This window comes from Hymenobacter sp. NBH84 (genome assembly GCF_014217645.1).
GTDB lineage: Bacteria > Bacteroidota > Bacteroidia > Cytophagales > Hymenobacteraceae > Hymenobacter > Hymenobacter profundi.
The window spans coordinates 4599632-4625397 of the sequence record NZ_CP043644.1 but is presented as its reverse complement, the minus strand read 5'-3'; the positions used below and the strand labels follow the sequence as shown (position 1 = coordinate 4625397).

Below are 25766 nucleotides of genomic sequence, written 5' to 3'. Positions count from 1 at the left end.
CCGCTAAAATCCGAGCTAATCTGTAACTTTAGAAGCTCCACAGGTTGTACTCATACTCGATCAAATCAGCGGCAGCTTGTTGCGAAGCCAGGATACCTTGCTGCTGACCACCGTAGATTTCGTCGAGGCGTGCGTTGTTTGGGTTCGACACTCGCACGATGTATGAATTGAACAGCCACAATTCAAACGCGTCTGCCAAGTTCTTATGCTGTGCGTCGTTCTGAGGATTAAACCAGATAGCGCTAGTAGGATTGTTACGGAACACCCGAACCAAATCGCTGTACTTGAACGTACCAATGGGCTTCTCAATACCCGAAGCGTTGGAAGGCAGCGTAGAAGGCACTACCAGCGTGAGGGATTTGATGTCGTGGTACATCCGCGACCGTTTCTTGTCGAAGATCATGTCTTCTTTCAATTCCATTTGGTACAAGTCCTTAGGACGATACTCATAGCTAGGTGGCGCAGCCGGCTTTGGAGGAGCAGCAGCTACCTTTTTAGTAGTAGCTCCTTTTTTACCCTTGGCAGTGGACTTTTTCGCTGGAGCACCCCAACCATCGCCACCACCGCTGCTGCTACCCCAACCGTCGTCACTTCCGCCGCCTAAGTCAGCATCTGTGAAACCGGCAGCTTTCTCAGCATCAGTTAGGCCTTGTGTTTCTTCTACATAAGAAGCATTGGCCTGTACTTGGGCTGGTGTTAGCGTCCGAGTCAGCGAGTCATTAGCATAAGCTTGCAACTCACCGCGCTTCACGGCATCCAGTATAATGCGGCTGATTTCTTTACCTTCGGCAAACATTGGCTTATTCTGCTTTTCCCGTAGGTCAACAGCACGCCAGATAGTTTTGCTGAACATGATATCCGAATTCGGAATCGGACGGTACGAGCCATTGCTGCTCGCGGTAGTAGCTTGTTCCTGTGCCGAAGCTGCTACCGACAGCGTGAGGCCTGCTGCCAGAGCAGCCAAGGAGAGAATCTTGTTCATACCGTAGTAATCAGTAAATCGCCGCGTTTCGTTCAGTTAAGCAATGCTTAGATCAGCGGAATATTGAACTGTTTGCCCATGTTTACGTCTTCCTGCTGGCCTTGGAAGTTCATACGCTTCACTTCCTTCACTTGAATGTATAGACGGTCGCCAGGCTTAGCAGTGTTTACTACATCGCTCAAGTTAGCATCGGGACCACTGATAGTGCGAGAAGGCATTACAGGACGTGGACCACGTACCAATGTTACTTCATAGCTAGTTACCCGGTAACGGGCGTCTTCAGGCAGGAAGTTGGCAAAGCTGGCATCCGGGATAGCACGCAGCGATAGGTTACGCACGGCAGTGATTGGAGTACCCTGCTTTTCGTTAGCCTCACGGCCACCTACTACGCATTTGATATCAGGCTTCGGAACCGGACGCACCTGGAAGGTTTGCGAACCAATAGCGTTACCGCTGCTGCTTACGTTCAGAGTCACTTCCCGCGAGTTAGGCACCAGCATCACTTCACCCGTTTTCGAACCAGGGATAGAGGCAGCACCCGAGGCAGAGAAGCTAGGCTTGTATTGAGCACCCAAAGCAGGAACCTGTACGCTTAGCTTGTTGCCGCACTTGAAGTACAAAGCTTGTACCGAAGCCGATTGAATCTGCATTACGGGCTTAGTAACAGTATAGGGAACCGTTACTTTGAAAGTCGTGTCGCGACCGTTCTGGTTGAAGCGAATCGTACCCGACCACTGCTTCTTAGCATTGCCAGCAGCATCAAAACCACCAGGTGTAGCTGTGAACTCAACTTTACCGTGGCCGTTAGGATCTACTGACAATGGCGAACCATTCAGAGTCATCGTAGGCTTCAGGTTCGAAGCCGAAGCAGTAAGGAAGAGCTCTGCTTTATACTTTGTGCCGGCAGCTACTGTGTTTGACTCTGCACTAGCGAAAGCGCCTACTTTGTCAAATACGATGGTGGTACCACCTACCTTAGCAGCTTGTGCAGCCAAAGCATCCGATTCGTACTTCAACACCTCAGCTTCTTTCTGCGATAGTACAGCTAAAGCAGCTACAAGAGGCGTCTTTTCGAAGTTTAACTCAGCGAAGTCTTTCGTCTTCTGTGCTGGGTCAGCAGCGGTCAAAGGGTCCTCTTTGGCATCTAGAGCTAGAGGAGTAGCGCTGGGCACGAAACCTTTGATGTAGCTAGAGAACTCATTCAGTTTGCCTTTTAGGGGATAGGCTAAACCGTTTTTGTTCTGGCCCAACATGGCGTTTGCTACCTTATCATTAGCATCCATGTTGTTGTACGCATTCTGGCCTTTTTTATTCTCGGTAGCTACTACCAGTTTATCGCGCACATCGTTCAGGTAAGCAACCATTGCTTTGCTGCGTTCCCGAATCTCTTCGCTTTGCTTCAGCACTGCCAAATCGCTGGCTTGGTTGCGGTTCTTTTCAACCTGTGCCTGAATGCCTTTTACGGCATTACCGTTTGCTTTCTCAACCTTCTGGTTGATGCCAAACAGCGCATCATCCAAGAATTTGAATTTCAGCAGAATTGCTGAGTCTACTTGCAGGGCTAGAAGTGCAGTCAGTACTAGGTACATCATGCCAATCATCTTCTGCCGTGGAGTTTCTTTTCCTCCCGCCATCTCGTCTTCCTATTAAATGTATAGTGGGGACAGAATTTCTTAAATCTTTCTACTTATCAGCTTAGCTGGTAGCACGCATGGCGTTCAACATGTTGCCATACACACGGTTCAGCGAGGTCAGGTTGGTGGTCAAACCAGTGATTTCCTGCTTGAACTGCTCGGTCTCTTTGCCGGCTTCGGTCAGGTTTTCCATTGCCTGGCTCAGTGTGCCGTAGAACTTATTCATCGATTTCAGGTGCGTGTTGGCATCCTGCAATTCCATTTCGTACACTGCGTTCAGAGCGCCCAGGTTTTTGGTCACGGTTTGTACCTGCGTGTGGTACTCTTTGGCGTCCGAGGTAGCCTCAGCCATAGCCGACATAGCCTGAGCCGTATTAGAATATGCTTCGTTGATGCGCTCCAGCGACTGAGCAGCTCCACGTACTTTCGTGGTGTACTCTTCCGTAGCGTTGGTAGCATCACCCAGCGTCGAGAGTTGCTGTGTGGTGGTGCTTAGACGGTTCAAACCAGCGCCCAACGAGTTGATAGCCTCAGGAGTTACATTTGCATCCTTCAACATGTCGTCTAATTTGCGGGTTAGGCCAGTGCTGCCGTTGTCAGCAATAGCGTTGGTGCGGAAGCTGGGATTACCAGTCGATGGGTCGTAACCTTCGCTCAACTCAGGGTACACCAATGACCAATCAACTTCTTTGGGGTTAGGTTGGAACGCACTTAAGAAGAAAATAACTGCTTCGGTGCCCAGACCTACAATCAGCATCTCGTTAGCGCCGGGTAAGTGTAGAATTTTGAATAGTGCACCAATAATTACGACTGCAGCTCCAATACCGTAGATTTTCGGCATTACACTGTCGAAGAAAAAGTTACCTTTTGCTGCCATTGTTGAAAAGAAGATTGGAAATGATGAGGGGTTGGTGAGGTTAATGCGTCGGCCACCCGGCCTGATTGATTAATTGAAAGCGAAGTTTGAGTTAGCGAGAGTTGCGGCCAATCTGAATCATGGCGCAACGGAAGCCGATGTAAGAGCGAGCGGAATCTTGGTATTCAAAGTTGCGGGTACCAGTTTCGAGGAAGTAAGCAATGTCTTTCCAAGAGCCACCACGTACCACTTTGCGAGGCTCGTTGTCGTCGGGGTTGGTAGGGTTCATATCCCACACTACTGGTACAGAAGCTTCCATGTATGCATCATCGCACCACTCGGCCACGTTACCCGACATGTCATATAGACCAAAGTCATTCGGGAAGAAGGCGCCTACTGGGGCCGTGTAAGCATAACCATCAGAAGCATAGTCACCGCGGCCGGGCTTAAAGTTGGCCAGCATGCAGCCGTGCGAATTGCGTAGGTAAGGACCACCCCAAGGGTAGGTGGCTAAGTCACGTCCGCCGCGGGAGGCATATTCCCACTCCGCCTCAGAGGGCAAACGGAAGTTAGGCATAGGTGCCAGACCAGACTCTTCGTTGGCGGCATTCTTGTTCTTGGTGCGCCAGTTGCAGAAATACTTGGCGGCAAACCAGTCTACCCCCACTACTGGATAATCATCGAATGCTGGGTGAGTATAGTAATACTCCATCAGCGGGTCGCCCATGTGATACGTGAAGTCGCGTACCCATACGGTAGTATCAGGATACAGTTCCGTCATCACATACTCTTCACCCAACACATCAATGGAATCCTGACGGATAGCATTCATGAACTGGCGGTACTCGTTGTTGGTGATTTCTGTTTCATCCATGTAGAAGCCGGCGATGGTCACCTGCTTGTTCATGTTCACCATAGAGGCCGAAATGTCCTGATCAGTCTGGCCCATGTGGAACGTACCACCGGGGCAGGGCACCATGCCAAAAGGAACCTCCTGTGGGTTATACTCAGGGCGGTCCTCCGCCCCTACTAGGTCGCCCTGCGGTCCTTTGCCAAAGCCACAGCCCCCCAGAAACAATGCCGAGAAGGCAACCAGAGGCAGTAGAAGTAACTTGTTCATGAGGTAGGTGTAGAAAAGGCTGATTGGGCGGCAATACCCAAAGATTACAATTTTATGGAACGGCAAATTTACTCATTGAAGCGTACGCGCACAAGCCTTTCCTCTGACGCGTTGAAAAGACCGCGAGAAGTGCAACATTCGGTGAAACAGGAGGATAGCTCCTCAAGGTTCCCTACGGTTATCCTCTTCGTCTTTCTTACTCACCTAAACCGCGAAAACCCTGCCAGATATGAAGGCTAAAAACTGTAACGCGGCGTACGTACTGCTGGACGCGTAAAAATTCCGGGCTTGGGTAGGCGATACGATAACATCAATTCGACAGAGCTCAACGCCCTTGCATCTTGGTTAAATGCAATAATGTCATAGGCCAATCCAACGCGTGCAGCGTTATCTTTTCCAAAACTGAATCCTACCAAGCCAGTAATGGATTCATCGTAGCGATAACCAATGCCAGCCCAATACCGGTCATTGACTGTAGCACGAACACCAGCTTCGTAAGAATTATTTTTGAAATTAAATTTATCGTTGTTTCCGAACTTACCCGGCAGCACCATTTTCATGAGTACGGTGGGCGTTACCACAACGGATGAAGATGCCTCAATATTGTAGCCAGCAGTCAGATACGAATGATTTTCATTCAGATACCGAGCCGTTTCAGAAAGCTCCGCAGTAGGATCTACTGGTCGCGCTAGGTAGCGGTACCCATTTGCCCGCAGTAGGTTGTTTACGCTTACACCCACATAAAATTTAGGCGCTTCATACCATACTCCAGCACCTAGGTCAAACTTTGCGTCAGAGCCTTCTATTGGCACTCTCGGATCATTTAGATCGACAGGGCGGTAACCGCCCTGGCCTACGTGATTATAGATACCCTGAACCCCAATTCCCAGTCTGGCTTCGCCAATTTTGAAATGCTTGGAATAAGAGAGTTGGGCGTTCGTAGTTTTCAACACTGCTACTACATCTCGGTATACCTGAATACCGATACCCCCACCCAAAGCAGGCACCGGCAACGAGGCCGAAAGCAAGTAGGTTTGGGGCGAACCACCATCATCAAAACTACCACTGTAGCCAAGGTATTGGTAGCGACCCAACGCTGTAATTTCTCCTTGCCCTTTAATGCCTGCATAAGCAGGATTCAAGTAAAGACCAACAAACGGATAGTGCGTAAAATTAGGCTGTTGCTGGGCAAAGGCAGTACCAGCGCAGGTGGATAAAAAACCGGCAAGTAAAATTCGCTTCATATAGCAACAGATTTAACGGAGCGCATGCCATAACAGGCTACACAGGTACATTTTCAAATGTAGAAAAAAAACTCGGTCGCGTCTTTACGCTAAAACGCTCTGCTGTCAGATTAAGTGTCTATCTAGTCTTATGTTTTTGCCTGCTTAAATACACTTCCGAGACTGATTCGGTTACCATTTTGCATTGGTAAAACAGAAACCCCCTTCTCCAACGACTAATTGCTGGAAAAGGGGGCCAATACTATTCTGTTTCTTGCTTTTATTTGCTGCTTTTGAGGGCAGCAATAGCTTCGGCATTCCGACGAATATACTCTTCAATAGCACCCGTCATAGAGGGCGCATTAGGCATAGGGGCTTCAATATCCAACTCTAAACCTGCATCGCGGACAGCCTTTGCTGTGGTAGGACCGAATGCCGCAATGCGCGTACCATCCTGCACGAAGTCGGGGAAGTTAACAAAGAGGGAACTGATGCCAGAGGGGCTGAAAAAAGCTAGGCAATCATACTTCACGTCGCTCAGATCCGACAGGTCGCTGGCAACAGTACGGTAGATGACCGCCTCCGTGAACTTGTAGTTGTTGGCCCGCATGAACTCCGGAATATCATCTTTGCGAATGTCAGAGCATGGGTACAAGAACTTTTCGCTTTTGTGCTTCTTGATGACTTCGAACAAATCAGATGCGGTACGGAGTCCAACGAATAGTTTCCGTTTCCGCAACACAATGTACTTCTGCAAATAGTTAGCTGTTTGCTCTGAAATGCAGAAATACTTCATTTCGGCAGGCATCTCAATTTTGGCTTCCTGGCAAATCCGAAAAAAATGGTCGACGGCATTGCGGCTGGTGAAGATGATAGCCGTATGGTCGAGGATGTTTACTTTTTCCTTGCGAAAGTCTTTATATGAGACAGGGTCAACCTGTATGAATTCGCGAAAATCAACTTTAATACCATACTTCTCCGCAATGGTAAAATAGGGTGATATGTCCCCGGTGGGCTTAGGCTGCGTAACGAGGATGCTGGCAATGCTTTTGGCATGCCGGCCCGTTCCCGGTTGGTCTTTGCTTTCGGCCATAGGTAATCGAGTAAATCTAGCGCAAAAGGAGGGTTATGAATAATGCTTCACACCCTCAACAGCGCGGTATTAGTAAGTAAAAACGATTATTTTAAGCAGAATGATGAGTGGAATCACTTCCGTGGCGCAAAGGTACGAAAACAAATGCAGATTCAGTAATGACGCCCGCCGATGTAACGTGCGGGCTATACGAAATACAGAGCCTAGTAACAGTAAGGAAACCACACCATTAGACACCCATAGTACTGTCTCGGGCAGGGTCTGATTGAGGCCTAAATAGAGTAGCATAACAAGGGGCAGGAATAATCCCATAAAGAGAATTGTGCGGATAAACTCCCGATACTGGACTATTACCAAGGACGTGACATCAAAGATGTAGCCCATCAACTCAAGAAAAAGGTACTTTCCTAATACGAAGGCCGCAATGAGGCTGGTGTAGAACAACACCCGCAGTACAATAGCCGACTCAGGCACGGCAAACAAGCGCCGTAGAATGACGATACTCTGAATGTTGGTATGGATGGCAACAAGCAGCAGCGCAAAGGAGAGCGAGAAAATCAGAACGAGTAGGATATTGAGCCAGGTGATGGTAGGCTTCACCAAAAAGTCGGGCTCGTTGTTACCGCGGCGCCATAGCTGCTCAAACTGATAGATACGAGCAAAACCTGGTTGGTAGGAAGCTCGCAGGCCACCGTACAGCAGCCCGATCAGCAGCAAAAAGCCGATAAACACGGTCTGCCCCTGATGGCCACGAGGACGCGGAAGCGCCCTAGCTACAGTGGAGGCCGGCTTGCCAGAAGCCGCTGCTACCTCCGGAATAGCATTCGCAAACGATGATAGATTAGGCACCGCATCGGCGTGCCAGACACAGAGTAGATGTTGACCAGCCGGCGCAGAAGCTGGTAGGAAGGTAGCCAGATCCAGCGTGTAGGAGGCGGCGGCCGGTGAGGTGAAAATTAACTGGTTGTCCAGAAATAAGCACTCATTCTGACGAGCCACAAACGTGATGGGTAGGGGTCGGCTAGGACGCAGATTCACCCACTGATAATACGCATGCGCCGGCGCGTGGTAGCCGGGTAGGTACAGCGTCAGCCGGTTGCGAGACGCATTGTAAATCAGCCAATCGTTTGACAAGCCGCTTTTGGCGGATGGGGGCAATGGCCGATACTCAGCTGCACGGACGCCGCTGGGTAGGGTCAGCCAGCAGAGCAGCCATACCAACACCCAGCGCCAGTGGTGGCGTGTAGCAATTGAGTGGTTGGTCATCATAATCTCTGGCGAACTTGCTTGCTGTACTACTATGACGCTACTCGACGCTGTACACCCCGCCGGCTGTGGTATACGCCCAGAAAAACGCTCAACAATACCGAGAAAGCCACTAATGCCAGTATTAATAGAGTATTACCTAGAGCGGAGAAGTTGATGACAAACAGAATCACTACTAGATTAAGCAGCCCTAGCAGTAGCACTGTACTTATCTGCTGAAAGCCCATAGCCAGAATACGGTGATGCACGTGGTTCTTATCGGGTGAGAAGGGTGAACGGCCCGCCAGCATCCGAATAATAAAGACGCGCAGAGTATCGAACAACGGTACAAACAAAATTCCTACCGCTACCGATGGCGACGAAGCGCCAAATGGCTGTCCCGTGGTAGCGCCCATTTCAACAAACTGAATGGTGAGTACCGACACGATAAATCCACACACCAAGGAACCAGTATCGCCCATGAAAATACTGGCGCGGTGGAAGTTATAACGTAGGAAACCGATAATACCACCTATCAGGCAGATAGCAACATAAGCGTAGTTTCCGTAAGAAGGGCCACCATAGCGTAGAAAGTAGTAACCAAACGTAGCGGAGATGATGCTTACAATGGTACCCGCCAGGCCATCGAGTCCATCAATCAGGTTGATGGCATTGGTGATGCCTACAATGGCCACGAATGTGATGGCATAGCTGACACCCATAGGTAGCTCGTGAATACCAAAGATGCCCTGGAAGCTGGTAATGCGGATTTCTATATCAGGCATCACCATAATGATACCAGTGGCCAATAGCTGCCCGATAAATTTTTTAGTGACAGAAATCGTCACCAAGTCATCCTTCAGTCCTACAAAAAACAGCACGATGCAACCCGCTAGCAGTTGTTGAATACCATTTTCCAGAGGCGCAAAAATGGTAAGCGCCGACATAAAGCCTGCGAAGATGGCTACCCCGCCCAAACGGGGGGTAAGTGACTCATGCACGGTACGCACGTTGGGCGTGTCGAGCATGTTTTTTAGGTGGGCGATGTAGATAATGGACGGCACGGCAAACAGCGCCACCAAAAACGACCACAGAGCCGACAGGACCAGTTTTACTCCGAGAACGGGCATCGTAACGTCAAGATCAAAGGGGGTGGGTGGAATCGGGCAAGATCGGATTAACTGTGCAGCACGCCTTCCTGCTCGAGCAGCGCAATGTGCGTCAGGTTGGCGGGCACAATAGAATCGGGAACGAAAATGAACTTCTTGTCGAAAATCTGTGCCCCGCGGTAGTAACTGAGCCAGTATTGATTGTTGAGGTGAAACAGGGCCGGGTCGATGGGTTCGATGGGAACGGCGCTGCGGGGCTCTACCTCCGGCAAAGCATGACGCAGGGTGGAGGTGCGCACTGGCTCGCCCTGCGCATTAGTACCGTAGCCATTAGAACTTACGATAACGTTGCTGAGCGGAAAGGAATTGTAGTTCAACAAGTAGACCAGCCAACCGGGTTTGCCGTCTTCCACAACCGCGTCTTGGCTGGGCACTATGGCAATAGAAACGCCTTCTACCGGATCAAAGGAAATATCTTCTTTCATAGGTAATCAGTGGATAAAATGGACGCTCTATCGCAGCTATTCTTGCGTCAGCGTAGCTCCCAATAAGGTTGCCAAATGCGGTACCAAGCGGTCCGCAACCTCAGCCAAAGGCACATCATGGCCCAACTCCTGCTCCATCGAGGTTACGGCTTTGTCGTCGATGCCGCAGGGGATGATATGACCAAAATAATCAAGGTCAGTATTGACGTTGAGCGCGAAGCCATGCATCGTTACCCAATGGCTGCACTTGACGCCCATTGCACAAATCTTGCGCGGGTTGGGGGCGCCTTCCTCCCAGTCGAGCCAGACGCCGGTGAGGCCGGCAATGCGCCCGGCGGAGAGACCAAAGTCGGCCAGGGTGAGGATAACGGCTTCTTCCAGCACGCGCAGGTAGCGGTGAATGTCGGTGAAGAAATTATCGAGGTCGAGGATGGGGTAGCCTACCAGCTGGCCGGGGCCGTGGTAGGTGATGTCGCCGCCGCGGTTGATGCGGTGAAACGTGGCACCGTGGTGCGCCAGGCCTGCTTCATCCAGTAACAGGTGCTCAGGTTTGCCGCTCTTACCCAGTGTATACACGTGCGGATGCTCGCAGAGCAACAGGTAGTTGGGGGTAGGCGCAGGGGCTTCCCCTCGCTCGATGGCGTCGCGGTTCTGCTTTTTGCGCTCCAAGGTATCGGCTAGTAGGCTTTCCTGATAGGCCCAAGCCTCTTCATAGGGCTGCACGCCCAAATGACGCACATGTAGCGCACGATTTTGGTGGGGCGTAGCAGTAGGCGTAGCACTGAACACCGAACTAGTCGGAGCCGATGTACTGCAAGAAGTAAGCAATGTGTCCATCCTAATTGAAAACTGCGGTGTACAAAAAGCAAGCCGCGCTGGCTAGTAATTACATCCTCTCGGCCTGCCAATAACGGCTACCTACAATCCCGGTGACGGGTCGGTGCACAAACCACTTCAAAGGTACTAGATTTAGCACCAACCCCATTCGTGCTGCTCCCCTACCCTACCCCCGTATGATGACTCCCGCGCACCAACTCGGCCAGGCCGGCGAAGATGCCGCCGCCGCGCACCTCACGGCGCAAGGGTACACCGTTGTGCAACGCAACTACCGTTACCGCCGTGCCGAAATCGACTTAATTGCCACGCTGGACGACGAGTTGCTGGTATTCGTGGAGGTGAAGGCGCGCTCTACCTCACAGTTCGGCTACCCCGAGGCGTTCGTGACGGAGCGCAAACGGCAATTGTTTCGCCTAGCCGCCGAGCAGGTACAGGAAGAACTGAACTGGCACGGCGACATTCGCTTCGACGTGCTGGCCGTAACGCCCGTAGCTGCTGGCTTCCGGGTAGAGCACTTTGAGGATGCGTTTTATTGAGACCAGGGACTTCACAATAGTGTGTCATCCTGAGCTTGCGAAGGACCTTATGTCTATTGAACGAGTCGTTATGACGTCATTCGTTTTGGCATCATAAGATCCTTCGCAAGCTCAGGATGACAGAAAAATTCACTCACCCCTACCCCTACTTCCGGCGGGTGTTGCCCGGCCGACGGCGGTCTACGGGGTCGGCATCAGCGGTGCCGCGCTTGTCATAGCCTTTCTCTTTGTCGAAGACCAGCACGCCGTTGCGGTTATATTCCATCACCAGTTCGGGTGTGGCTACCTCCGGCTCGTAGCCCGATTCGCCGTAAGCGTATACATAGTGGCGGCGGTCTTTCAGGTTACGGAAACCCCAGTAGTTGATCCACTGTCCTACCTTCTTGCCATTCTCAAACTGGCCATCCCACTCGCGCTGGCCGTTTTCGTTGTAGCGCACATAGTCGCCCTCCAGCTCGCCATTCACGTAGGGAATCACTTCTTTTAGCTGCTTGTGTTCAGCGTCGTAATAGGAAATGACGGCGTCGCGGGGGAAGCCCATTTCATAATGCACTTTGTCTTGCAGGATGTTGTCGGGCGTGGTTACCTCCCAACGGAGGTGACGAGTGCCCACGGCGTAGAAGCCGGTTTCTACTACTTTGCCACCTTTTAAGCGCTTATAAGGGCCATGCAGTACGAGGCTTTTGGGATCTAACTCACCAGGCCCAGCTTTATACACACGATGCTTACCAGCATCGTAGATGTAGCGCCCAGGTGCGTAAAGGTTAGGCTGCTGAAAGTTTTTGAGGTAGTAGAATATCTCAACCTGCTGATTCTTTCCCTTTGGCCCAGACTTAGCATAGCCCTTCTTTATAGGCTGGCCCATGAAGATATTTTTCTTCTTTTTAGGTTTGCGCTGCTCTGCTTTGGCCTTTGCTTTCGCTGCTTTTTCCTGCTCTTTGGTCAGGGTCACGCGCTTGTTGGTGAGCGAGGGCGCCTTGGCCGTGTCGCTAGCGGTGGTCAGAGAATCGGTGGTAGCCAGCAGGGTAGCCGCGTCGGGCTGACTGCTGAACGACACGGTTTTGCGGGTACAGGCCTCCGTCAGCGGCAGCAACAGGGCCAAAAGTCCGACAAGGGGTAAACGGGTACTACGCATGCAAACAGAGTAGGGAAGGCAGACAAATGGTATTCCAGCCAAACGTAAAGATACACCGCTTTGGTGCCCAATAGTGAGTGGTGAGATAGTGAAATGGCGAGGTACTACCTGCTACAATTTCAACGCAAACCACTTTTCCTCAACAAACAAAAAGCCCGCCGACCTCATTACAGGCAGCGGGCTTTTGTACTGTTTAAGACTTCTCAGACTTTCTTGTACTGAGCAGTCAGCCTTATTCGGCCGTTAGGAGGTCAGCACTGCGTTTTACGAAATCTGTTAGTGCTTCGCCCTTCAGCATGCCCTGGCTGAGCAGGGCCAAGTCGAAGGCTTGCTTAGCCAGCTTCTGGCCAGCTTCACCTTCTTGCGCCAGCACGCGCTGGGCTACCGGGTGGTTGGCATTCACGCTCACGGTGTAGCTGTCGGGTAGGGAGCCGAACATTTGCATACCGCCACCGCCGCCCACGCGCTGCATATCCTTCATGCGGCGCATAAACTCAGGTACCGTCACAATCACCGGCGCATCCTGCGGCGACAGGGCTTCTACCTGCACCTGCATATGCTCGTTGTTGATGGCGGCTTTGTATACCTCCGTCAGTTTGGTTTTGTCGTCGTCGCTGAGTACGCTTTCGGTCGTTTCATCCTTCTCGATGAGCTTGCCTACCGTGTCGGCGTCCACGCGCTTGAAGGTCACTTTCTCCAGCTTCTGCTCCAGCTGCCCAATGAAGTGCGGGTCGAGCACAGCGTTCAGCTTCAGCACCGAATAGCCCCGATCCAAAGCAGCTTGCACGTAGCCGTGCTGGGCCTCTGGGTCGGTAGTATACAGGATAACCGTCTGCTCGTTCTTATCCTTCTGGTTGGCCTGAATGTGCTCCTGGTATTCGTTCAGGGTGTAGTATTTATCGGTGGTGTCTTGCACCAACACGATGTCCTTGGCGCGGTCGTAGAACTTGTCGTCCGACAACATGCCGTACTTCACAAACAAACCGATATCCGACCACTTCTGCTCGTAGCCTTCGCGGTCTTTGCGGAACAACTCGGCCAGCTTGTCGGCTACCTTTTTGGTGATATAGGTGTTGATCTTCTTCACCGCCGCATCGGCTTGCAGGAAGGAGCGCGACACGTTCAGCGGAATATCCGGCGAGTCGATTACGCCGTGCAGCAGCATCAGGAACTCGGGCACTACGTCCTTCACCTCATCGGTAATGAACACCTGGCGCGAGTAGAGTTGAATCTTGTTGCGCTGCAATTGCAGCTCATCCTTGATTTTGGGGAAGTACAGGATACCCGTCAGGTTGAAGGGGTAGTCCACGTTCAGGTGAATCCAGAACAGCGGCGGCTCCGAGAACGGATACAACTCCTGGTAGAACTTGGTGTAGTCCTCGTCGGTCAGCTCCGAGGGCTGCTTGGTCCAGATGGGGGCCGTCTGGTTGATGACCTCACCCTCAAACTCAATCGGGATGGGTAAGAACTTGCAGTACTTGCTGAGGATGCTTTTCAGGCGAGCTTCTTCCAAAAACTCATCCGAGTCTTCGGCTACGTGCAGCACCACGTCGGTACCGCGCTCGGCTTTTTCATGCTCCCCGGTGGGCTCGTCTAAGGTAAACTCGGTGCTGCCGTCGCAGGTCCAGTGGGCGGTCAGGGTATCGTCTTTATACGACTTCGACCAGATTTCCACCTCCTTGGCTACCATGAAAGCCGAGTAGAAGCCCAGGCCGAACTGCCCAATGATCTGGTCTTTGGTAGCGGCGTCCTTCTCCTTGTATTGCTCCACAAACTCGGTGGCGCCGGAGAAAGCAATCTGGTTGATGTATTTCTTAATCTCCTCGGCTGTCATGCCAATGCCGCGGTCGGAGATGGTGATTTTGCGGGCTTCCTTGTCCACCGTCACGCGTACTTTCAGCTCACCCAGCTCACCTTTGAACTCGCCCAGTTGGGCCAGGCTCTTGAGCTTCTGGGTGGCGTCCACGGCGTTGCTCACCAGCTCACGCAGGAAGATTTCGTGGTCGGAGTACAGGAACTTCTTAATGATGGGGAAGATATTCTCGGTGTGAATCGAGATGCTACCTTTCTCTTGCATAACAGGAATATTAGGGTGAACAGACAATTTCAGGCGCCAGCCGGCGCAGTGCGTTGTTCCCTTCAAAAGATATTCCATGCAGCCCGGAGCTGCCAGTTTGACAGCGCATTAGCCTGCCCTACCCTCGAAACCGGCTTATACGTCGGCCAAGCACTGCCGCTGCAACTGCGCCGCGCAGTCTTCATCCATGAGCGACAGCCAGTCTAACGCCGTCAGCACATCAGAGAAATACTGCATATCGCAACGGGCAGTGGGTAGTATTGACTACCGCATTTTCCAGCACCAACTGATTGTGCACCGTGGAAGGGAGCAGTATGGCCAACGCCTGAATATGCAACCGCTGGTAGCGGGGAAACTAGCTTTCACTCAGCCAGGCTGGTGCACGGGGCTCACGGCTAGCAGGCTACTCACTTAGCCAATAAGCCATTATAGCCGTTGGCGCCTATAAGTACTATACGAATAGCATTTCCGGCGTATCGCTGGCAGCAGTAGGAAGCGGACTCGCTGGGCGCAGTATTCCTGATAGTAAGCGCAGCATCTTTTTCATAGCAGTAAAACGTAAACAGGTTGACTACTACAAAATTGCGGCGCTACTACTACCTCATTATTATGAGTAGGTTACGCTTACATAATGTTTGTCGGGCGCTGCCGAGGGTAACGCACTGGAGCAGTGCCATTCCTGCTGTAGCACCGAGGGCAGTGGCGAGTCTCCGGTAATCCATTCGAGTGCATCTTCTACCTCGGAAAAAAACTGAATATCAAAATGAATAAGCGCCTGCCCCATCCATAGGATACTCTCCACTACCATCTGGTTGTAGAGGCTGCGGGGCGGCATCACCAATGCCACTTGCTGTAGCGGCTGACCGGCCATTTTTGGAAACCACGTCAGGCTGATCCACGCCTGCTCCATTATACAAATATCCGGCAAGTCGTGCAGATCCAGTACTACACGTGTAACTGCGTGTTGTTCTGTTAGTTCTAGTATACGTGATAAGCCCTGTTTGAAATGCTGTATGGAGTGTCCAGCTCTCCATTGAGTGCGCAGCAGCTGTTGCTCATCAGCGCACTGAATAATCATATAATCTAAGTTATATAGCATGATGAATTCAAAGGTATATTATTTTGTATTTATATGTGAATTATGCAAAAAATATTTACTCCATTCTATTATATAGATTTATAGTCTCTATGATAGAATAACTATACAAGCTTGTATAACCCTCTAAATCAATGAAAATACGCTTATAGTCGATATACCATGTGTACTATAATCGCCCTTGCCTTTGATTGTATCCCGAAATCAGGAATAAGGTCTTCTGTAAATAGTTCAATTATGATAGTTAATTTATTAAATTGAACTATTTTTATATAACACGATTCAATGGCAGCCTACGAGCCGTTGTACGACTTTCTATTACTTTTGAAACGACAAGACGCTGCTATACGGAGGCCGACTGCAATGGTTACCACTTGGCGCCTTATCTCATGCAGCCGCTTATGACTCGTTATCTGATTTTCGTTGGTCTGCTCGCTCAGAGTGCCTTCGCCCAAACGACTACTCCAGCGGCGTCTGTAGCACGCGCCACAGCGTCTCCGCCCGTTACGGGCCGCGTGACAGATGCCGATACACATGAGGCGCTGCCGGGAGTTACCGTCTTATTTCAGGATTTGCGCCAAGCCACTGCTACTGGTTCTGATGGGAGGTTTAGCTTCTCCAATTTGCCGCGCGGGCGTTTTTTGGTGCAGGTACGCTCCTTGGGTTATACTACCCTGGTACGCACCGTAGACACGGGCAGCGGGCAGCCGTTGGAACTGGCTCTCATGCCGGCCACCACCGAAATCGGACAGGTAGTGGTAACGGGGGTGTCGGCGGCTACGGAAATGCGCCGCTCGCCTATCCCTACCACCATCATCAGTAACAAGGAGCTGAGCCAACGGGCCAGCACCAACGCGGTGGATGCGCTGGCCCACACACCCGGCGTAGCTCAGATTACCACCGGACCGGCCATCAGCAAGCCCATCATCCGGGGGCTGGGGGCTAACCGCGTCATCACTTTGAACAATGGCGCCAAGCAGGAAGGCCAGCAGTGGGGCGACGAGCACGGCATCGAAATCGACCAATACTCTGTGGACCGGGTAGAGATTATCAAGGGTCCCGGCTCGCTGCTCTACGGCTCCGATGGCATGGCCGGCGTCATCAACTTCCTACCCGCCGACCCGGTAGAAGAGGGCAAGGTAATGGGGTCGATATCGACCAACTATCAGACGAATAACCATTTGCAAGGCTACTCGCTGATGAATGCTGGCAACCGCAATGGGCTGAATTGGCTGGTACGTGGCACTGGCAAAGTGGCCGGCCCCTACCGTAACCCCTACGATGGTCGCGTGTTCAACTCCGGCTTTCGAGAGCTGGATGCTAACGGCTACGTGGGGCTGAACAAAAGCTGGGGCTTCTCGCACCTCACGTTCAACTCCTTTAACCAAGAGCTGGGCCTAACTGAAGGTGACCGGGACGAGGAAACTGGCCGCTTCCTAAAAGACGTGGGGGTAAGCAGCGACGCCGTGGCGGCCGTGCCCGTTAGCAGCAGCGACTTGCGCGGCTATGACCTGTCGGTGCCGCGCCAGCAAGTGAACCACCTGCGCATTGGCACCGACAACAACTTCATTTTGGGCCAGAGCCGCCTGACGCTGAACGTGGGCTGGCAGCAAAACCTGCGCCGCGAGTTTGGCGACGTGCTGGCGCCCAACGAGCCCGAACTGTACTTTCAGCTGCATACCGTAGACTACGCCGCCCGCTACTTCCTGCCCGAAACGAACGGCTGGAACACCACCTTGGGGGTGAGTGGGCAAGCACAGCAAAACCGCAACAAAGGCGTAGAGTTCCTGATTCCGGCGTATCGGCTGTTTGATGGGGGTGTATTTGGCGTCACCAAGAAAACCATTGGCAAGCTTGACCTAAGCGGTGGTTTGCGCTACGACATTCGGCGCATCAAGGCCGAGGCGCTCTACCTGGGCGCCGATGAACAGCCCGTACCCGCCGATACGCCTGGCGCCGAAGCCAAGTTTGAGCGTTTCACCAGCACCTTCCGCAACGTGTCGGGTAGCGCGGGCGGGGCCTTCAACGCCACCGACGACCTAACCTTGAAGGCCAACGTGTCGCGTGGGTTTCGGGCGCCCAACATTGCCGAGCTGGGCTCCAACGGCCAGCACGAGGGCACTATTCGCTACGAGATAGGGGAGCCGAATTTGCGGGCCGAGGTGAGTACGCAGCTGGATGCCGGCGTGAGCTACACCACGCAGCACATCAGCCTGAATGTGGATGCGTTTCACAACCGCATCAATCATTACATCTTCCCCAGCCGCCTAGCCACCGCATCGGGCGGCGACTCTATTGCCGCCACCGGCGACCCGGTATTTCGGTACGGGCAGGGCGATGCCCGGCTGGTGGGCGGCGAGATCAGCCTCGATATTCACCCGCACCCGCTGGACTGGCTGCACTTCGAAAATACCTTCTCGATGGTGCGGGCCACCCAGCTCAACCAGCCCGACAGCACCCGCTACCTGCCCTTTATTCCGGCCAATCGGTTTCAGTCGGAGCTGCGGGTGAACTTCCGCAAGGTAGGGCAGAGCCAGCATTTGGCTAATCTGTATGCCAGCTTTCTGGTAGAGCACACCTTTGCGCAAGACCGATTTTACTCGGCCTACTCCACCGAAACCCGCACGCCGGGCTACACCCTCTGCAATGCTGGCTTGGGCGCCGATGTGCGCAATGCCAAAGCACAACCGCTATTTAGCCTCTACCTGGCCGCCAACAATCTATTCGATGTGGGCTACCAAAGCCACCTGAGCCGCCTGAAATACGCCGACGTAAACAACGTGACCGGCCGGCGCGGCGTATTCAACATGGGCCGCAACGTGAGCGTGAAGCTGGTAGTACCGCTGGCGTTCAATTGAGTGGCTGCGTAATTCCTACCTAGTCTGTCATCCCTCATCTGGCGTCCGCTTACGAAGGACCTTGTGTCAGTTGAAAGAACATTGTACTAACGACTCGTTCTAGCGTGAAGGTCTTTCGACACTGGCTTGATGCGCCATATGCTCGGGATGACAGGCGGTTTATTCTCCCTCCTCCTGCATGGCACACCACCACAACCACTCGCACGACCACAATCACAGTCATGGAGGCCATACCCACGGCATTCCAGCCGACGGCAATTTTGGGAAGGCTTTTGGTTGGGGCATTGGGCTGAACCTGATATTTGTGGCGGCCGAAGCGGCCAGCGGCTTCTGGGGCAACTCGGCGGCGCTGCTTTCCGATGCTGGCCACAACCTTTCCGACGTGCTCAGCCTGGCGCTGGCCTGGGGCGCGGCGCTGCTGGCCAAGCGGCAGGCCTCAGCTCGTTATACCTATGGGTACAAGAGTGCCACCATTCAGGCTGCGTTGGTGAATGCGGCCTTGCTGTACGCCGCGTTGGGCTTCATTCTGTGGGAAACCATCGACCACCTACGCCACCCTGAGCCGGTGAATGGCAAGCTGGTGATGCTGATGGCCGGTGCGGGCATTGTCGTGAACGGCTTCACAGCCTGGCTGTTCAGCAGCGGACAGAAAGGCGACGTGAACGTGCGCGGCGCTTACCTACACATGCTCACCGATGCGCTGGTATCGGTAGGGGTAGTGGTGGGCGGAGCACTGGTGTACTTCACCAACTGGTTGTGGCTCGACCCGGTTATCAGCTTCCTGATTCTGGGCATCATTGCTTACGGTTCGTGGGGGCTGCTGCGCGAAACCGTGCAGCTCAGCCTGCAAGCCGTGCCCGACGGCATTGAGCTACCCGAGGTGCGCCAGTTTTTGCTGGATCAGCCCGGCGTGACGCAGGTACACGACTTGCACGTGTGGCCCCTCAGCACCCAGGAAACCGCCCTAACGGTACACCTAGTGCGCCCAGCCACCAGCGAGGATAATCAGTTTCTGAATCATTTGCAGGTGGAAATGCGGGACCATTTCAACATTGGCCACATCACGGTACAGCTGGAAGATACCACGCCCGTGCCGCACGAAGACGGCTGCCACGGCTGCGAGGCAGCGCAGCAATCGGTAGCGGCGGCTAGCTAAGTTGCGGCGGGTAGGAGGAACTGCTTACATTGTTGCGGTCAACCTTTTCCTACCCATGCGCTCCCCTACCCCCTCTTCTAAAACAGCCTCCTTGCTCAGCGCCGTTGTGATTGTGGCCTCGCTGGGCTACTTCGTAGACATCTACGATCTGGTGCTTTTCAGCATTATTCGGGTGCAAAGCCTGAACGGCATCGGCATTACCGATGCCAACGCCGTGACGGAGCAAGGCCAGTACCTGCTGAGTATGCAGATGGGCGGCATGCTGCTGGGCGGCATTTTGTGGGGTGTGCTGGGCGATAAGCGGGGTCGGCTGTCGGTGCTGTTTGGCTCCATCCTCCTGTATTCCCTGGCCAACATCGCCAATGGATTTGTGCAAACTATTGACCAATATGCTTGGCTGCGCCTGATTGCGGGGGTAGGGCTGGCCGGGGAACTAGGCGCCGGCATCACGCTGGTGGCCGAGAGCCTACCCAAAGAAAAACGCGGCTACGGCACCATGATTGTGGCCTCGGTGGGCGTATCGGGGGCTATGGTGGCGTATTGGATAGGCGCGGCGTTTGGCTGGCGCAACGCTTATTTTATTGGCGGCGGACTAGGGCTGGCGTTACTGGCCCTGCGGGTAGGTGTGTTTGAGTCGGGTATGTTTGAGCAGGCCAAGCGCGAGGGCGTGGAGCGCGGCAACTTCCTGGCGTTGTTCAGCAACGGGGAGCGGTTTGGACGTTACTTACGCTGCCTGTTTTTGGGTGTCCCCTTCTGGTTTCTGGTGGGCATTCTTATCACGCTGGCGCCGGAGTTTGGGCGAGAGTTTGGGCTGACTGGCCCCGTCACGGGTGGCCTGAGCATATTCTGGTGCTACTTCGGCCTCACGCTGGGCGATTTCACCAGCGGTGGCCTCAGCCAATTGCTGCGGAGCCGCAACCGTACCTTGCTGGCCTTCATTGTGGCTAGCGCCGTGATGGTGGGCGTGTATTTGTTTGGCCTGCGGGGTGCTTCGCCTACCCTCTTCTATGGAGTGTGCTTTCTGATTGGCTTTGCGGGCGGTTTTTGGGCGCTATTTGTGACGGTGGCAGCCGAGCAGTTCGGCACCAACCTGCGCTCCACGGTAGCCACCACGGCTCCCAACTTTGCGCGCGGTGCCATTGTGCTCATCAATCCGGCCTTTCTAGCCTTACGACCAAGTTTGGGCATGGTGGGCGCGGCCTTGGTTATCGGCGTCGTTACGCTAGCGTTGGCATTTTTTGGGGCTGCTACCCTTCCCGAGAGCTATGGTAAAGACCTCGACTATGTGGAATAAATAACTTGCGCCCCGTTCAACTGGGCACCGCCAATACCGTATACGGCAGTATCAACATCCCTCTGACAATGAAAAAGATACTGGGCCTTTTGGCCGTTGCTGGTGCCGCGTTTTTCGCCGCCCCCGCACAAGCGCAGACTACCACTACCGATATGCAAAGCCAGCAGCAACGCTCGGCCGATGCCAAAGCAGCACTACGTGAGCAGAAGCAACAATCAGCCGCTAGCCGCGATGCCGTGCGTGAGAGCAAACGCGAGGTGAAAGATCAGCGCAATGCCATGAAAGCGCAAAAAGCGCAAATGAAAGAACAGAAGATGGTGGCCAAGCAAGCCAAGCAGCAAGAGAAAATGGCCCGTCAGCAAGCACAAGCTGAAAAACAAGCCCTGAGCGCACAGAAAAAAGCGGCCCGCGCCGAAAAGAAGGCAGCGAACATGTAGTTAGCACCACGGAGGCGACTTTTTCCCTACTTCTTCGTAAAGACAGCTCCGGCCTCATGGTCGGAGCTTTTTTTGTACCTCTACCTCTGCCTGCTCCCATGGCCTCTTCCCCGACTAAAAACACCGTCATGTACTACCCCTGGCACCACTTCGTGCTGATGCCAGCGGCTTTCATTTTGGCTGCTTATGGCGTACGGCGCTACGTGGATGTAGCTGGCAACGACTCGGAGGACTCGCGGTTGTGGTTTACGGTGGCGGCGTTGGCCGTGGTAGGGCTAGGCGTATTATTGATGCTCCGGCAGCACTATGCCCTCACGTTGCAGGACCGCATCATCCGGCTAGAATTGCGCCAGCAGTATTTTGAAGCCACAGGCCAGAGCCTGCGCCCCTTGGAAGGTCAGCTTACCCTACCCCAGATCCTCAGCCTGCGTTTTGCTGGCGACGCCGAGTTGCCCGCACTCGTGCAAGCAGCTATTCGGGAGAAACTGTCGGCCAAAGACATCCAGGCCCGTATCCAAGATTTCCACTTCGACCACATGCGGGTTTGAGTGGTAGCTTTGCCACTATGTTTTTGCTTTCCCTTACCTATCTGGTCCCCCTTGAGGAGATAGAGCCGCTGATGGCTCCGCACATGATGTGGGTAGACACGCACTACCAAACGGGCACCTTGCTGCTCTCGGGCCGCAAAGTACCGCGTACCGGAGGCGTACTCCTGGCCCGCGCCGAGAGCCGGGAAGCCATAGAGGCCATCGTAGCCGCCGACCCATTTACGCAGGCTGGTGCCGTGCGCTACGATATCATCGAATTTACGCCTACCCGCATAGCGCCCGGCGCTGGCGAGGCCTGGCTTGATTAATCTTTTACTTTTCCCGAATGATTTTATACAACGTAACCAGCAGTATTGACCCTGAAGTAGCCGAAGCATGGATGGAATACGTCCGCGACGTGCACATGCCGGAAGTAATGGCCACGGGCTTCTTTGTGAAGCACCAGCTCTGCCGCCTGCTCAACGAGGAAAACGACGGCTACACCTACGCTGCCCAGTACTACACCCTCGGCCTAGAACAGCTCGAAACCTTTCAAAACGCCTTCGAACCCGGCCTTAACGCCACGCTGGAAACCCGGTTTCCCGGCCAGTTTATCTCCTTCCGCACGGTATTGGAGATTATTGAGTGAAGGATAGAGTAAATTGAACGATAAAAAAGCGTCTGTCATCCTGAGCTTGCGAAGGACCTTTTCACGCGAGAACAAGTCGTTGCTTCAACAATCGTTCACACGCGAGAAGGTCCTTCGCTACGCTCAGGATGACAGGCGCTTTGTTATTCACAACTTCACCACCTCACAATTTCACCTTTTACTATTTCCACTCCCGCAGCTGATCGGCTGACAGGTTGCCGTTGAGCCATTCGGGGTCGAGTTGGGCGCCTAGCTTTTGGTAGAAGCCGATGGCGGGCTCGTTCCAGTTGAGTACCTGCCACTTCATACGCTGAGCGCCGGTGTCGCGGGCTTCGGCTACTACTGCCCCAAACAGCGCCCGGCCCAGACCGGTACCGCGGGCGGCTTCTGTTACCACTAAATCTTCCAGGAAAAGCATCTTACCCTTCCAAGTGGAGTAGGCGGTGTAATAGAGCGCAATGCCAATAATCTCGTGGGCGGTATTTTCGGCCACAAAGAATTTGAAAATTGGCTCCGGACCAAAGCCGTCGCGCTGCATATCGGCCAGGGTATTGGTGACTTCCTGCGGGGCGCGCTCGTACTCGGCCAACTCCTGAATGAGGGCCAGCACTTGCGGCAAATCGGCTTCCACGCCCCGCCGAACGGTGATAGAGGACGGAATAGACATCAGCAAAAAAGTAAATAGGTGGAAAACAATGACGCCCGGTTGCGGCGAAAGGGCCGTAACCGGGCGTTGGCACAGGCCAAATGGCCCATATTACATCTGCGGCTGCATCTTTTTGATGTCTTCCGTCGCATTCACCGCGTTGATTTCGCGGGTTGCAGGGTTTTCGGGGGCCGTTTTGCCGCCAGTAGTATCGGGCTCGGGTGGCAGCGGGGGTAGGGGCTCCACAGCCACCTCATCTTGTCTCTTGTAGTCGGGATTGCTGCACGAAGCAATCGACAGCAGCGAAGCACCGGCCAGCAGACCGATCAGAAGCGTATTTTTCATATAAAACCGAAATGACACGGGCATTGACGTTTGGAAGCGCAAGATACGGTGAGATAGTGAGATGGTGAAATAGTGAGTTTGTGAATAGGGCTGTCATCCTGAGCGCAGCGAAGGACCTTATCACGCGAGAACGAGCATCATAACAACGACTCGCTCAACTGGCAGAAGGTCCTTCGTTGCGCTCAGGATGACAGACCTATTCACAAACTCATTATCTCAATTCCTATACGGATTCACACCCATGTTTTGGTAGGCGAAGGTCCAGATGTCGGTCCATTCGTCTATCTGGAGCTGGGTGCTTTTGCCCGCGCCGTGGCCGGCGTTGGTGTCTACCCGGATGAGTTGTGGAGTGGAGCCCGCATCGGCGGCTTGCAGGGCGGCGGCAAACTTGAAGGAGTGCGCAGGCACTACCCGGTCGTCGTGGTCGGCGGTGGTGATGAGGGTAGCGGGATAGTTGGTGCCGGCCTTCAGGTTATGCAGGGGCGAGAACTTATAGAGATTCTGAAACTGGTTGTAGTTGTCGGAGGTGCCGTACTCGGGTATCCAGTTCCAGCCAATCGTAAACTTCTGGTAGCGCAGCATATCCATTACGCCCACCGCCGGAAACGCCACGCGGGCCACATCGGGGCGCTGCGTCATGGTGGCGCCTACCAACAGGCCACCATTCGAGCCGCCCGCTATAGCAAGATGCGCCGGATTGGTATAGCCCTGAATGGTTAGGTATTCGGCAGCGGCAATGAAGTCGTCGAATACGTTTTGCTTATTAGGCGTCATGCCCGCTTGGTGCCACTCCTCGCCGTACTCGCCCCCGCCGCGCAGATTTACCACGGCCAGAATGCCGCCGTTTTCCAGCCACAGCATCCGGGCCATGCTGAAGGAAGGTGTGAGGGAGACGTTGAAGCCGCCGTAGCCATAGAGGTAGGTAGGCACCTGCCCATTCAGCTTCACGCCTTTCTTGTGCACAATAAACATCGGAATCTTGGTGCCGTCCTTAGATGCGTAAAACACCTGCGTGGTCACGTAATCGGCTGGGTCCACCTTGGCCGTTGGCGCCTGATACACGGTGCTGATATTAGTGGTCAGATCGTACTGGTAGATGGTAGTGGGGTGGGCAAAGGACGTGAAGGCATAGTACACCACCTTGTCGGTGCGGTGGCCCTCGAAGCCGGTGGCGGTACCCAGCGCAGGCAGCTCTACCTTGTGCAGGGGTTTGCCCTGCTCGTCGAATACCTTCACGGCGCTGCTGGCATCTTGCAGGTAGGTGGCAATCAAGCGGCCACCGGCCTGGCTCACGCCCTCTAGCTTCTGCTCGGCTTCGGGCAACACATTTTTCCAGTTGGCCGCCTGGGGCCGTTTGGGGTCTACCAGCACCAAGCGGTAGTGTGGCGCCTTGTAGTTGGTGCGCACCAGCAGCTTGCCGTTGGTGGTGCCTACCACATTGTTTTTATAGGAATAGCTGGTAACGAAGGAGGTGAACTTGGTAGCCCGCTTCGGGTCGGTGAGGTCGCGCACGAGTAGGCGGTTGCCGTCGGATTTACCATTGGTGAGGTGCAGCACGGCAAAGCGCCCGTCGTCGGTGGTGGTGAGGTAGCGGAAGCCCAGCGGCATCCGGCGGTCCTCGTACACCAGCTTATCCTGGCTCTGCTTGCTCCCCAGCTTGTGGTAGTACACTTTCTGAAACTGGTTCAGGCCCGCCAAACGGTTGTCATCGCCTTTGGGTGCGTCGTAGCGGCTGTAGTAAAAGCCATCCTTGGCCCAGGCCGCCCCCGATACCTTCACCCAATTGATTTCATCGGATAGGGTTTTGCGCGTTTTCAGGTCAATCACGCGGATTTTGCGCCAGTCCGACCCGCCCCCGGAGGTAGCGTAGGCCAGATAGCGGTGGTCGGGCGAGAAATAGGTGCCGGCCAGCGCGGTGGTACCGTCGTCGGAGAGCTTGTTGGGGTCGAGTAGCACTTTAGGCTCGCCGCCCTGCACGGGCTGTACATACAGCACGGCTTGGTTTTGCAGGCCGTCGTTTTTAGTGAAATACAGGTAGTCGCCCTCCCGCTGCGGCACGCCGTAGCGCTCGTAGTTCCACATGCTCGTGAGCCGCTCTTTAATTTGCCCCCGAAACGCAATCTTACTGAAATATTCCGCCGTTACCTGGTTTTCAGCCGCTATCCACTTCTTGGTTTCAGGCGCGTCTGGGTCTTCCAGCCAGCGGTAAGGGTCGGGCACGGGTGTACCGTGGTAGTCGTCTACTCGCTCGCCTTGCGGGGCGGTAGGATATTGTACCGGAATGCGCGGCGCTTGCTTGGCACTAGTAGCCTTCGGACTAGCCGCCGTAAAGCCTCCCTGCGGCCCCGCCGAGCGGCAAGAGGCCACGGCCAGCAACGTGAGGAGCGGGAGAGTAAATTTATTCATGCAGATATAGTTGGGAGCAG

Annotated in this window: 24 protein-coding genes; 8 read left to right on the top strand and 16 right to left on the bottom strand. The window is 53.8% G+C overall.

Annotated elements, in window-relative coordinates; all coding sequences use genetic code 11:
* Nucleotides 1-28: 28 nt before the first annotated feature.
* The 10 genes from gldN to lipB all read right to left on the bottom strand — a co-directional run bounded on the left by gldN (nt 29) and on the right by lipB (nt 10584).
* A complete protein-coding gene (gene gldN, locus F1C16_RS19365; RefSeq protein ID WP_185282233.1) occupies nt 29-982 on the bottom strand; it encodes a gliding motility protein GldN in 954 nt (317 codons plus the stop codon).
* A gap of 47 nt (nt 983-1029) precedes the next feature.
* Entirely contained in the window at nt 1030-2616 is a 1587-nt protein-coding gene (gene gldM / locus F1C16_RS19360; RefSeq protein WP_185282232.1) for a gliding motility protein GldM, read from the bottom strand.
* A 61-nt stretch (nt 2617-2677) separates the two neighbouring features.
* Nucleotides 2678-3493: a gliding motility protein GldL gene (gene gldL / locus F1C16_RS19355; RefSeq protein ID WP_258048969.1), complete on the bottom strand. Its 816-nt coding sequence runs from the start codon at nt 3491-3493 to the stop codon at nt 2678-2680.
* Between the two features lie 91 nt (nt 3494-3584).
* Complete coding sequence (locus tag F1C16_RS19350; protein ID WP_185282231.1) at nt 3585-4592, bottom strand: SUMF1/EgtB/PvdO family nonheme iron enzyme; 1008 nt, start codon at nt 4590-4592, stop codon at nt 3585-3587.
* Between the two features lie 236 nt (nt 4593-4828).
* Nucleotides 4829-5836: a PorP/SprF family type IX secretion system membrane protein gene (locus F1C16_RS19345; RefSeq protein ID WP_185282230.1), complete on the bottom strand. Its 1008-nt coding sequence runs from the start codon at nt 5834-5836 to the stop codon at nt 4829-4831.
* Between the two features lie 259 nt (nt 5837-6095).
* Nucleotides 6096-6908 carry a uroporphyrinogen-III synthase gene (locus tag F1C16_RS19340; RefSeq protein WP_185282229.1) on the bottom strand — a complete coding sequence of 271 codons (813 nt, stop codon included), beginning with the start codon at nt 6906-6908 and terminating at the stop codon, nt 6096-6098.
* A gap of 69 nt (nt 6909-6977) precedes the next feature.
* The gene (locus F1C16_RS19335; RefSeq protein WP_185282228.1) at nt 6978-8177 is read right to left on the bottom strand and encodes a DUF4271 domain-containing protein; all 1200 of its coding nucleotides are present in this window, start codon (nt 8175-8177) and stop codon (nt 6978-6980) included.
* Nucleotides 8178-8206: 29 nt separating this feature from the next.
* The gene (locus tag F1C16_RS19330) at nt 8207-9283 is read right to left on the bottom strand and encodes an MraY family glycosyltransferase (RefSeq protein WP_243900257.1); all 1077 of its coding nucleotides are present in this window, start codon (nt 9281-9283) and stop codon (nt 8207-8209) included.
* A 47-nt stretch (nt 9284-9330) separates the two neighbouring features.
* Nucleotides 9331-9747 carry a hypothetical protein gene (locus F1C16_RS19325; RefSeq protein WP_185282227.1) on the bottom strand — a complete coding sequence of 139 codons (417 nt, stop codon included), beginning with the start codon at nt 9745-9747 and terminating at the stop codon, nt 9331-9333.
* 36 nt (nt 9748-9783) lie between these two features.
* Nucleotides 9784-10584, bottom strand: coding sequence for a lipoyl(octanoyl) transferase LipB (lipB, locus tag F1C16_RS19320; RefSeq protein WP_185282226.1), 801 nt, complete (start codon nt 10582-10584; stop codon nt 9784-9786).
* 176 nt (nt 10585-10760) lie between these two features.
* On the opposite strand from lipB, the gene F1C16_RS19315 reads away from it, so the two are divergent.
* Nucleotides 10761-11120: a YraN family protein gene (locus F1C16_RS19315; protein WP_243900258.1), complete on the top strand. Its 360-nt coding sequence runs from the start codon at nt 10761-10763 to the stop codon at nt 11118-11120.
* A 145-nt stretch (nt 11121-11265) separates the two neighbouring features.
* Here F1C16_RS19315 and F1C16_RS19310 read toward each other — a convergent pair whose 3' ends face one another.
* The 3 genes from F1C16_RS19310 to F1C16_RS23405 form a co-directional block, all read right to left on the bottom strand.
* Nucleotides 11266-12255, bottom strand: coding sequence for a toxin-antitoxin system YwqK family antitoxin (locus tag F1C16_RS19310; RefSeq protein ID WP_185282225.1), 990 nt, complete (start codon nt 12253-12255; stop codon nt 11266-11268).
* A gap of 232 nt (nt 12256-12487) precedes the next feature.
* On the bottom strand, nt 12488-14332 hold the full coding sequence (htpG, locus tag F1C16_RS19305) for a molecular chaperone HtpG (protein ID WP_185282224.1): 1845 nt from the start codon (nt 14330-14332) through the stop codon (nt 12488-12490).
* Between the two features lie 607 nt (nt 14333-14939).
* The gene (locus F1C16_RS23405) at nt 14940-15410 is read right to left on the bottom strand and encodes an STAS/SEC14 domain-containing protein (protein ID WP_374940607.1); all 471 of its coding nucleotides are present in this window, start codon (nt 15408-15410) and stop codon (nt 14940-14942) included.
* A gap of 419 nt (nt 15411-15829) precedes the next feature.
* On the opposite strand from F1C16_RS23405, the gene F1C16_RS19295 reads away from it, so the two are divergent.
* The 7 genes from F1C16_RS19295 (at nt 15830) to F1C16_RS19265 (ending at nt 22349) form a co-directional block, all read left to right on the top strand.
* The gene (locus F1C16_RS19295) at nt 15830-18286 is read left to right on the top strand and encodes a TonB-dependent receptor (RefSeq protein WP_185282222.1); all 2457 of its coding nucleotides are present in this window, start codon (nt 15830-15832) and stop codon (nt 18284-18286) included.
* A 178-nt stretch (nt 18287-18464) separates the two neighbouring features.
* The gene (locus F1C16_RS19290) at nt 18465-19442 is read left to right on the top strand and encodes a cation diffusion facilitator family transporter (RefSeq protein ID WP_185282221.1); all 978 of its coding nucleotides are present in this window, start codon (nt 18465-18467) and stop codon (nt 19440-19442) included.
* 55 nt (nt 19443-19497) lie between these two features.
* The gene (locus F1C16_RS19285; RefSeq protein WP_185282220.1) at nt 19498-20736 is read left to right on the top strand and encodes an MFS transporter; all 1239 of its coding nucleotides are present in this window, start codon (nt 19498-19500) and stop codon (nt 20734-20736) included.
* A 68-nt stretch (nt 20737-20804) separates the two neighbouring features.
* Entirely contained in the window at nt 20805-21173 is a 369-nt protein-coding gene (locus tag F1C16_RS19280) for a hypothetical protein (protein ID WP_185282219.1), read from the top strand.
* Between the two features lie 98 nt (nt 21174-21271).
* On the top strand, nt 21272-21721 hold the full coding sequence (locus F1C16_RS19275) for a DUF6526 family protein (protein ID WP_185282218.1): 450 nt from the start codon (nt 21272-21274) through the stop codon (nt 21719-21721).
* Nucleotides 21722-21738: 17 nt separating this feature from the next.
* On the top strand, nt 21739-22029 hold the full coding sequence (locus F1C16_RS19270; protein ID WP_185282217.1) for a YciI family protein: 291 nt from the start codon (nt 21739-21741) through the stop codon (nt 22027-22029).
* A gap of 17 nt (nt 22030-22046) precedes the next feature.
* The gene (locus F1C16_RS19265; protein WP_185282216.1) at nt 22047-22349 is read left to right on the top strand and encodes a DUF4286 family protein; all 303 of its coding nucleotides are present in this window, start codon (nt 22047-22049) and stop codon (nt 22347-22349) included.
* A 181-nt stretch (nt 22350-22530) separates the two neighbouring features.
* On the opposite strand, the gene F1C16_RS19260 is transcribed toward F1C16_RS19265, so the two are convergent.
* The 3 genes from F1C16_RS19260 to F1C16_RS19250 all read right to left on the bottom strand — a co-directional run bounded on the left by F1C16_RS19260 (nt 22531) and on the right by F1C16_RS19250 (nt 25746).
* Nucleotides 22531-23016 (bottom strand): GNAT family N-acetyltransferase, encoded by a 486-nt coding sequence (locus tag F1C16_RS19260; RefSeq protein WP_185282215.1) that lies wholly within the window; start codon nt 23014-23016, stop codon nt 22531-22533.
* A 90-nt stretch (nt 23017-23106) separates the two neighbouring features.
* Nucleotides 23107-23340: a hypothetical protein gene (locus F1C16_RS19255; RefSeq protein WP_185282214.1), complete on the bottom strand. Its 234-nt coding sequence runs from the start codon at nt 23338-23340 to the stop codon at nt 23107-23109.
* A 216-nt stretch (nt 23341-23556) separates the two neighbouring features.
* Nucleotides 23557-25746 carry a prolyl oligopeptidase family protein gene (locus F1C16_RS19250; RefSeq protein ID WP_185282213.1) on the bottom strand — a complete coding sequence of 730 codons (2190 nt, stop codon included), beginning with the start codon at nt 25744-25746 and terminating at the stop codon, nt 23557-23559.
* Nucleotides 25747-25766: the final 20 nt, after the last annotated feature.

Coding starts and splice junctions, on each gene's coding strand:
- gldN (WP_185282233.1), bottom strand. CDS start 982: ATGAACAAGATTCTCTCCTTGGCTGCTCTGGCAGCAGGCCTCACGCTG.
- gldM (WP_185282232.1), bottom strand. CDS start 2,616: ATGGCGGGAGGAAAAGAAACTCCACGGCAGAAGATGATTGGCATGATG.
- gldL (WP_258048969.1), bottom strand. CDS start 3,493: ATGGCAGCAAAAGGTAACTTTTTCTTCGACAGTGTAATGCCGAAAATC.
- F1C16_RS19350 (WP_185282231.1), bottom strand. CDS start 4,592: ATGAACAAGTTACTTCTACTGCCTCTGGTTGCCTTCTCGGCATTGTTT.
- F1C16_RS19345 (WP_185282230.1), bottom strand. CDS start 5,836: ATGAAGCGAATTTTACTTGCCGGTTTTTTATCCACCTGCGCTGGTACT.
- F1C16_RS19340 (WP_185282229.1), bottom strand. CDS start 6,908: ATGGCCGAAAGCAAAGACCAACCGGGAACGGGCCGGCATGCCAAAAGC.
- F1C16_RS19335 (WP_185282228.1), bottom strand. CDS start 8,177: ATGATGACCAACCACTCAATTGCTACACGCCACCACTGGCGCTGGGTG.
- F1C16_RS19330 (WP_243900257.1), bottom strand. CDS start 9,283: ATGCCCGTTCTCGGAGTAAAACTGGTCCTGTCGGCTCTGTGGTCGTTT.
- F1C16_RS19325 (WP_185282227.1), bottom strand. CDS start 9,747: ATGAAAGAAGATATTTCCTTTGATCCGGTAGAAGGCGTTTCTATTGCC.
- lipB (WP_185282226.1), bottom strand. CDS start 10,584: ATGGACACATTGCTTACTTCTTGCAGTACATCGGCTCCGACTAGTTCG.
- F1C16_RS19315 (WP_243900258.1), top strand. CDS start 10,761: ATGATGACTCCCGCGCACCAACTCGGCCAGGCCGGCGAAGATGCCGCC.
- F1C16_RS19310 (WP_185282225.1), bottom strand. CDS start 12,255: ATGCGTAGTACCCGTTTACCCCTTGTCGGACTTTTGGCCCTGTTGCTG.
- htpG (WP_185282224.1), bottom strand. CDS start 14,332: ATGCAAGAGAAAGGTAGCATCTCGATTCACACCGAGAATATCTTCCCC.
- F1C16_RS23405 (WP_374940607.1), bottom strand. CDS start 15,410: ATGATTATTCAGTGCGCTGATGAGCAACAGCTGCTGCGCACTCAATGG.
- F1C16_RS19295 (WP_185282222.1), top strand. CDS start 15,830: ATGACTCGTTATCTGATTTTCGTTGGTCTGCTCGCTCAGAGTGCCTTC.
- F1C16_RS19290 (WP_185282221.1), top strand. CDS start 18,465: ATGGCACACCACCACAACCACTCGCACGACCACAATCACAGTCATGGA.
- F1C16_RS19285 (WP_185282220.1), top strand. CDS start 19,498: ATGCGCTCCCCTACCCCCTCTTCTAAAACAGCCTCCTTGCTCAGCGCC.
- F1C16_RS19280 (WP_185282219.1), top strand. CDS start 20,805: ATGAAAAAGATACTGGGCCTTTTGGCCGTTGCTGGTGCCGCGTTTTTC.
- F1C16_RS19275 (WP_185282218.1), top strand. CDS start 21,272: ATGGCCTCTTCCCCGACTAAAAACACCGTCATGTACTACCCCTGGCAC.
- F1C16_RS19270 (WP_185282217.1), top strand. CDS start 21,739: ATGTTTTTGCTTTCCCTTACCTATCTGGTCCCCCTTGAGGAGATAGAG.
- F1C16_RS19265 (WP_185282216.1), top strand. CDS start 22,047: ATGATTTTATACAACGTAACCAGCAGTATTGACCCTGAAGTAGCCGAA.
- F1C16_RS19260 (WP_185282215.1), bottom strand. CDS start 23,016: ATGTCTATTCCGTCCTCTATCACCGTTCGGCGGGGCGTGGAAGCCGAT.
- F1C16_RS19255 (WP_185282214.1), bottom strand. CDS start 23,340: ATGAAAAATACGCTTCTGATCGGTCTGCTGGCCGGTGCTTCGCTGCTG.
- F1C16_RS19250 (WP_185282213.1), bottom strand. CDS start 25,746: ATGAATAAATTTACTCTCCCGCTCCTCACGTTGCTGGCCGTGGCCTCT.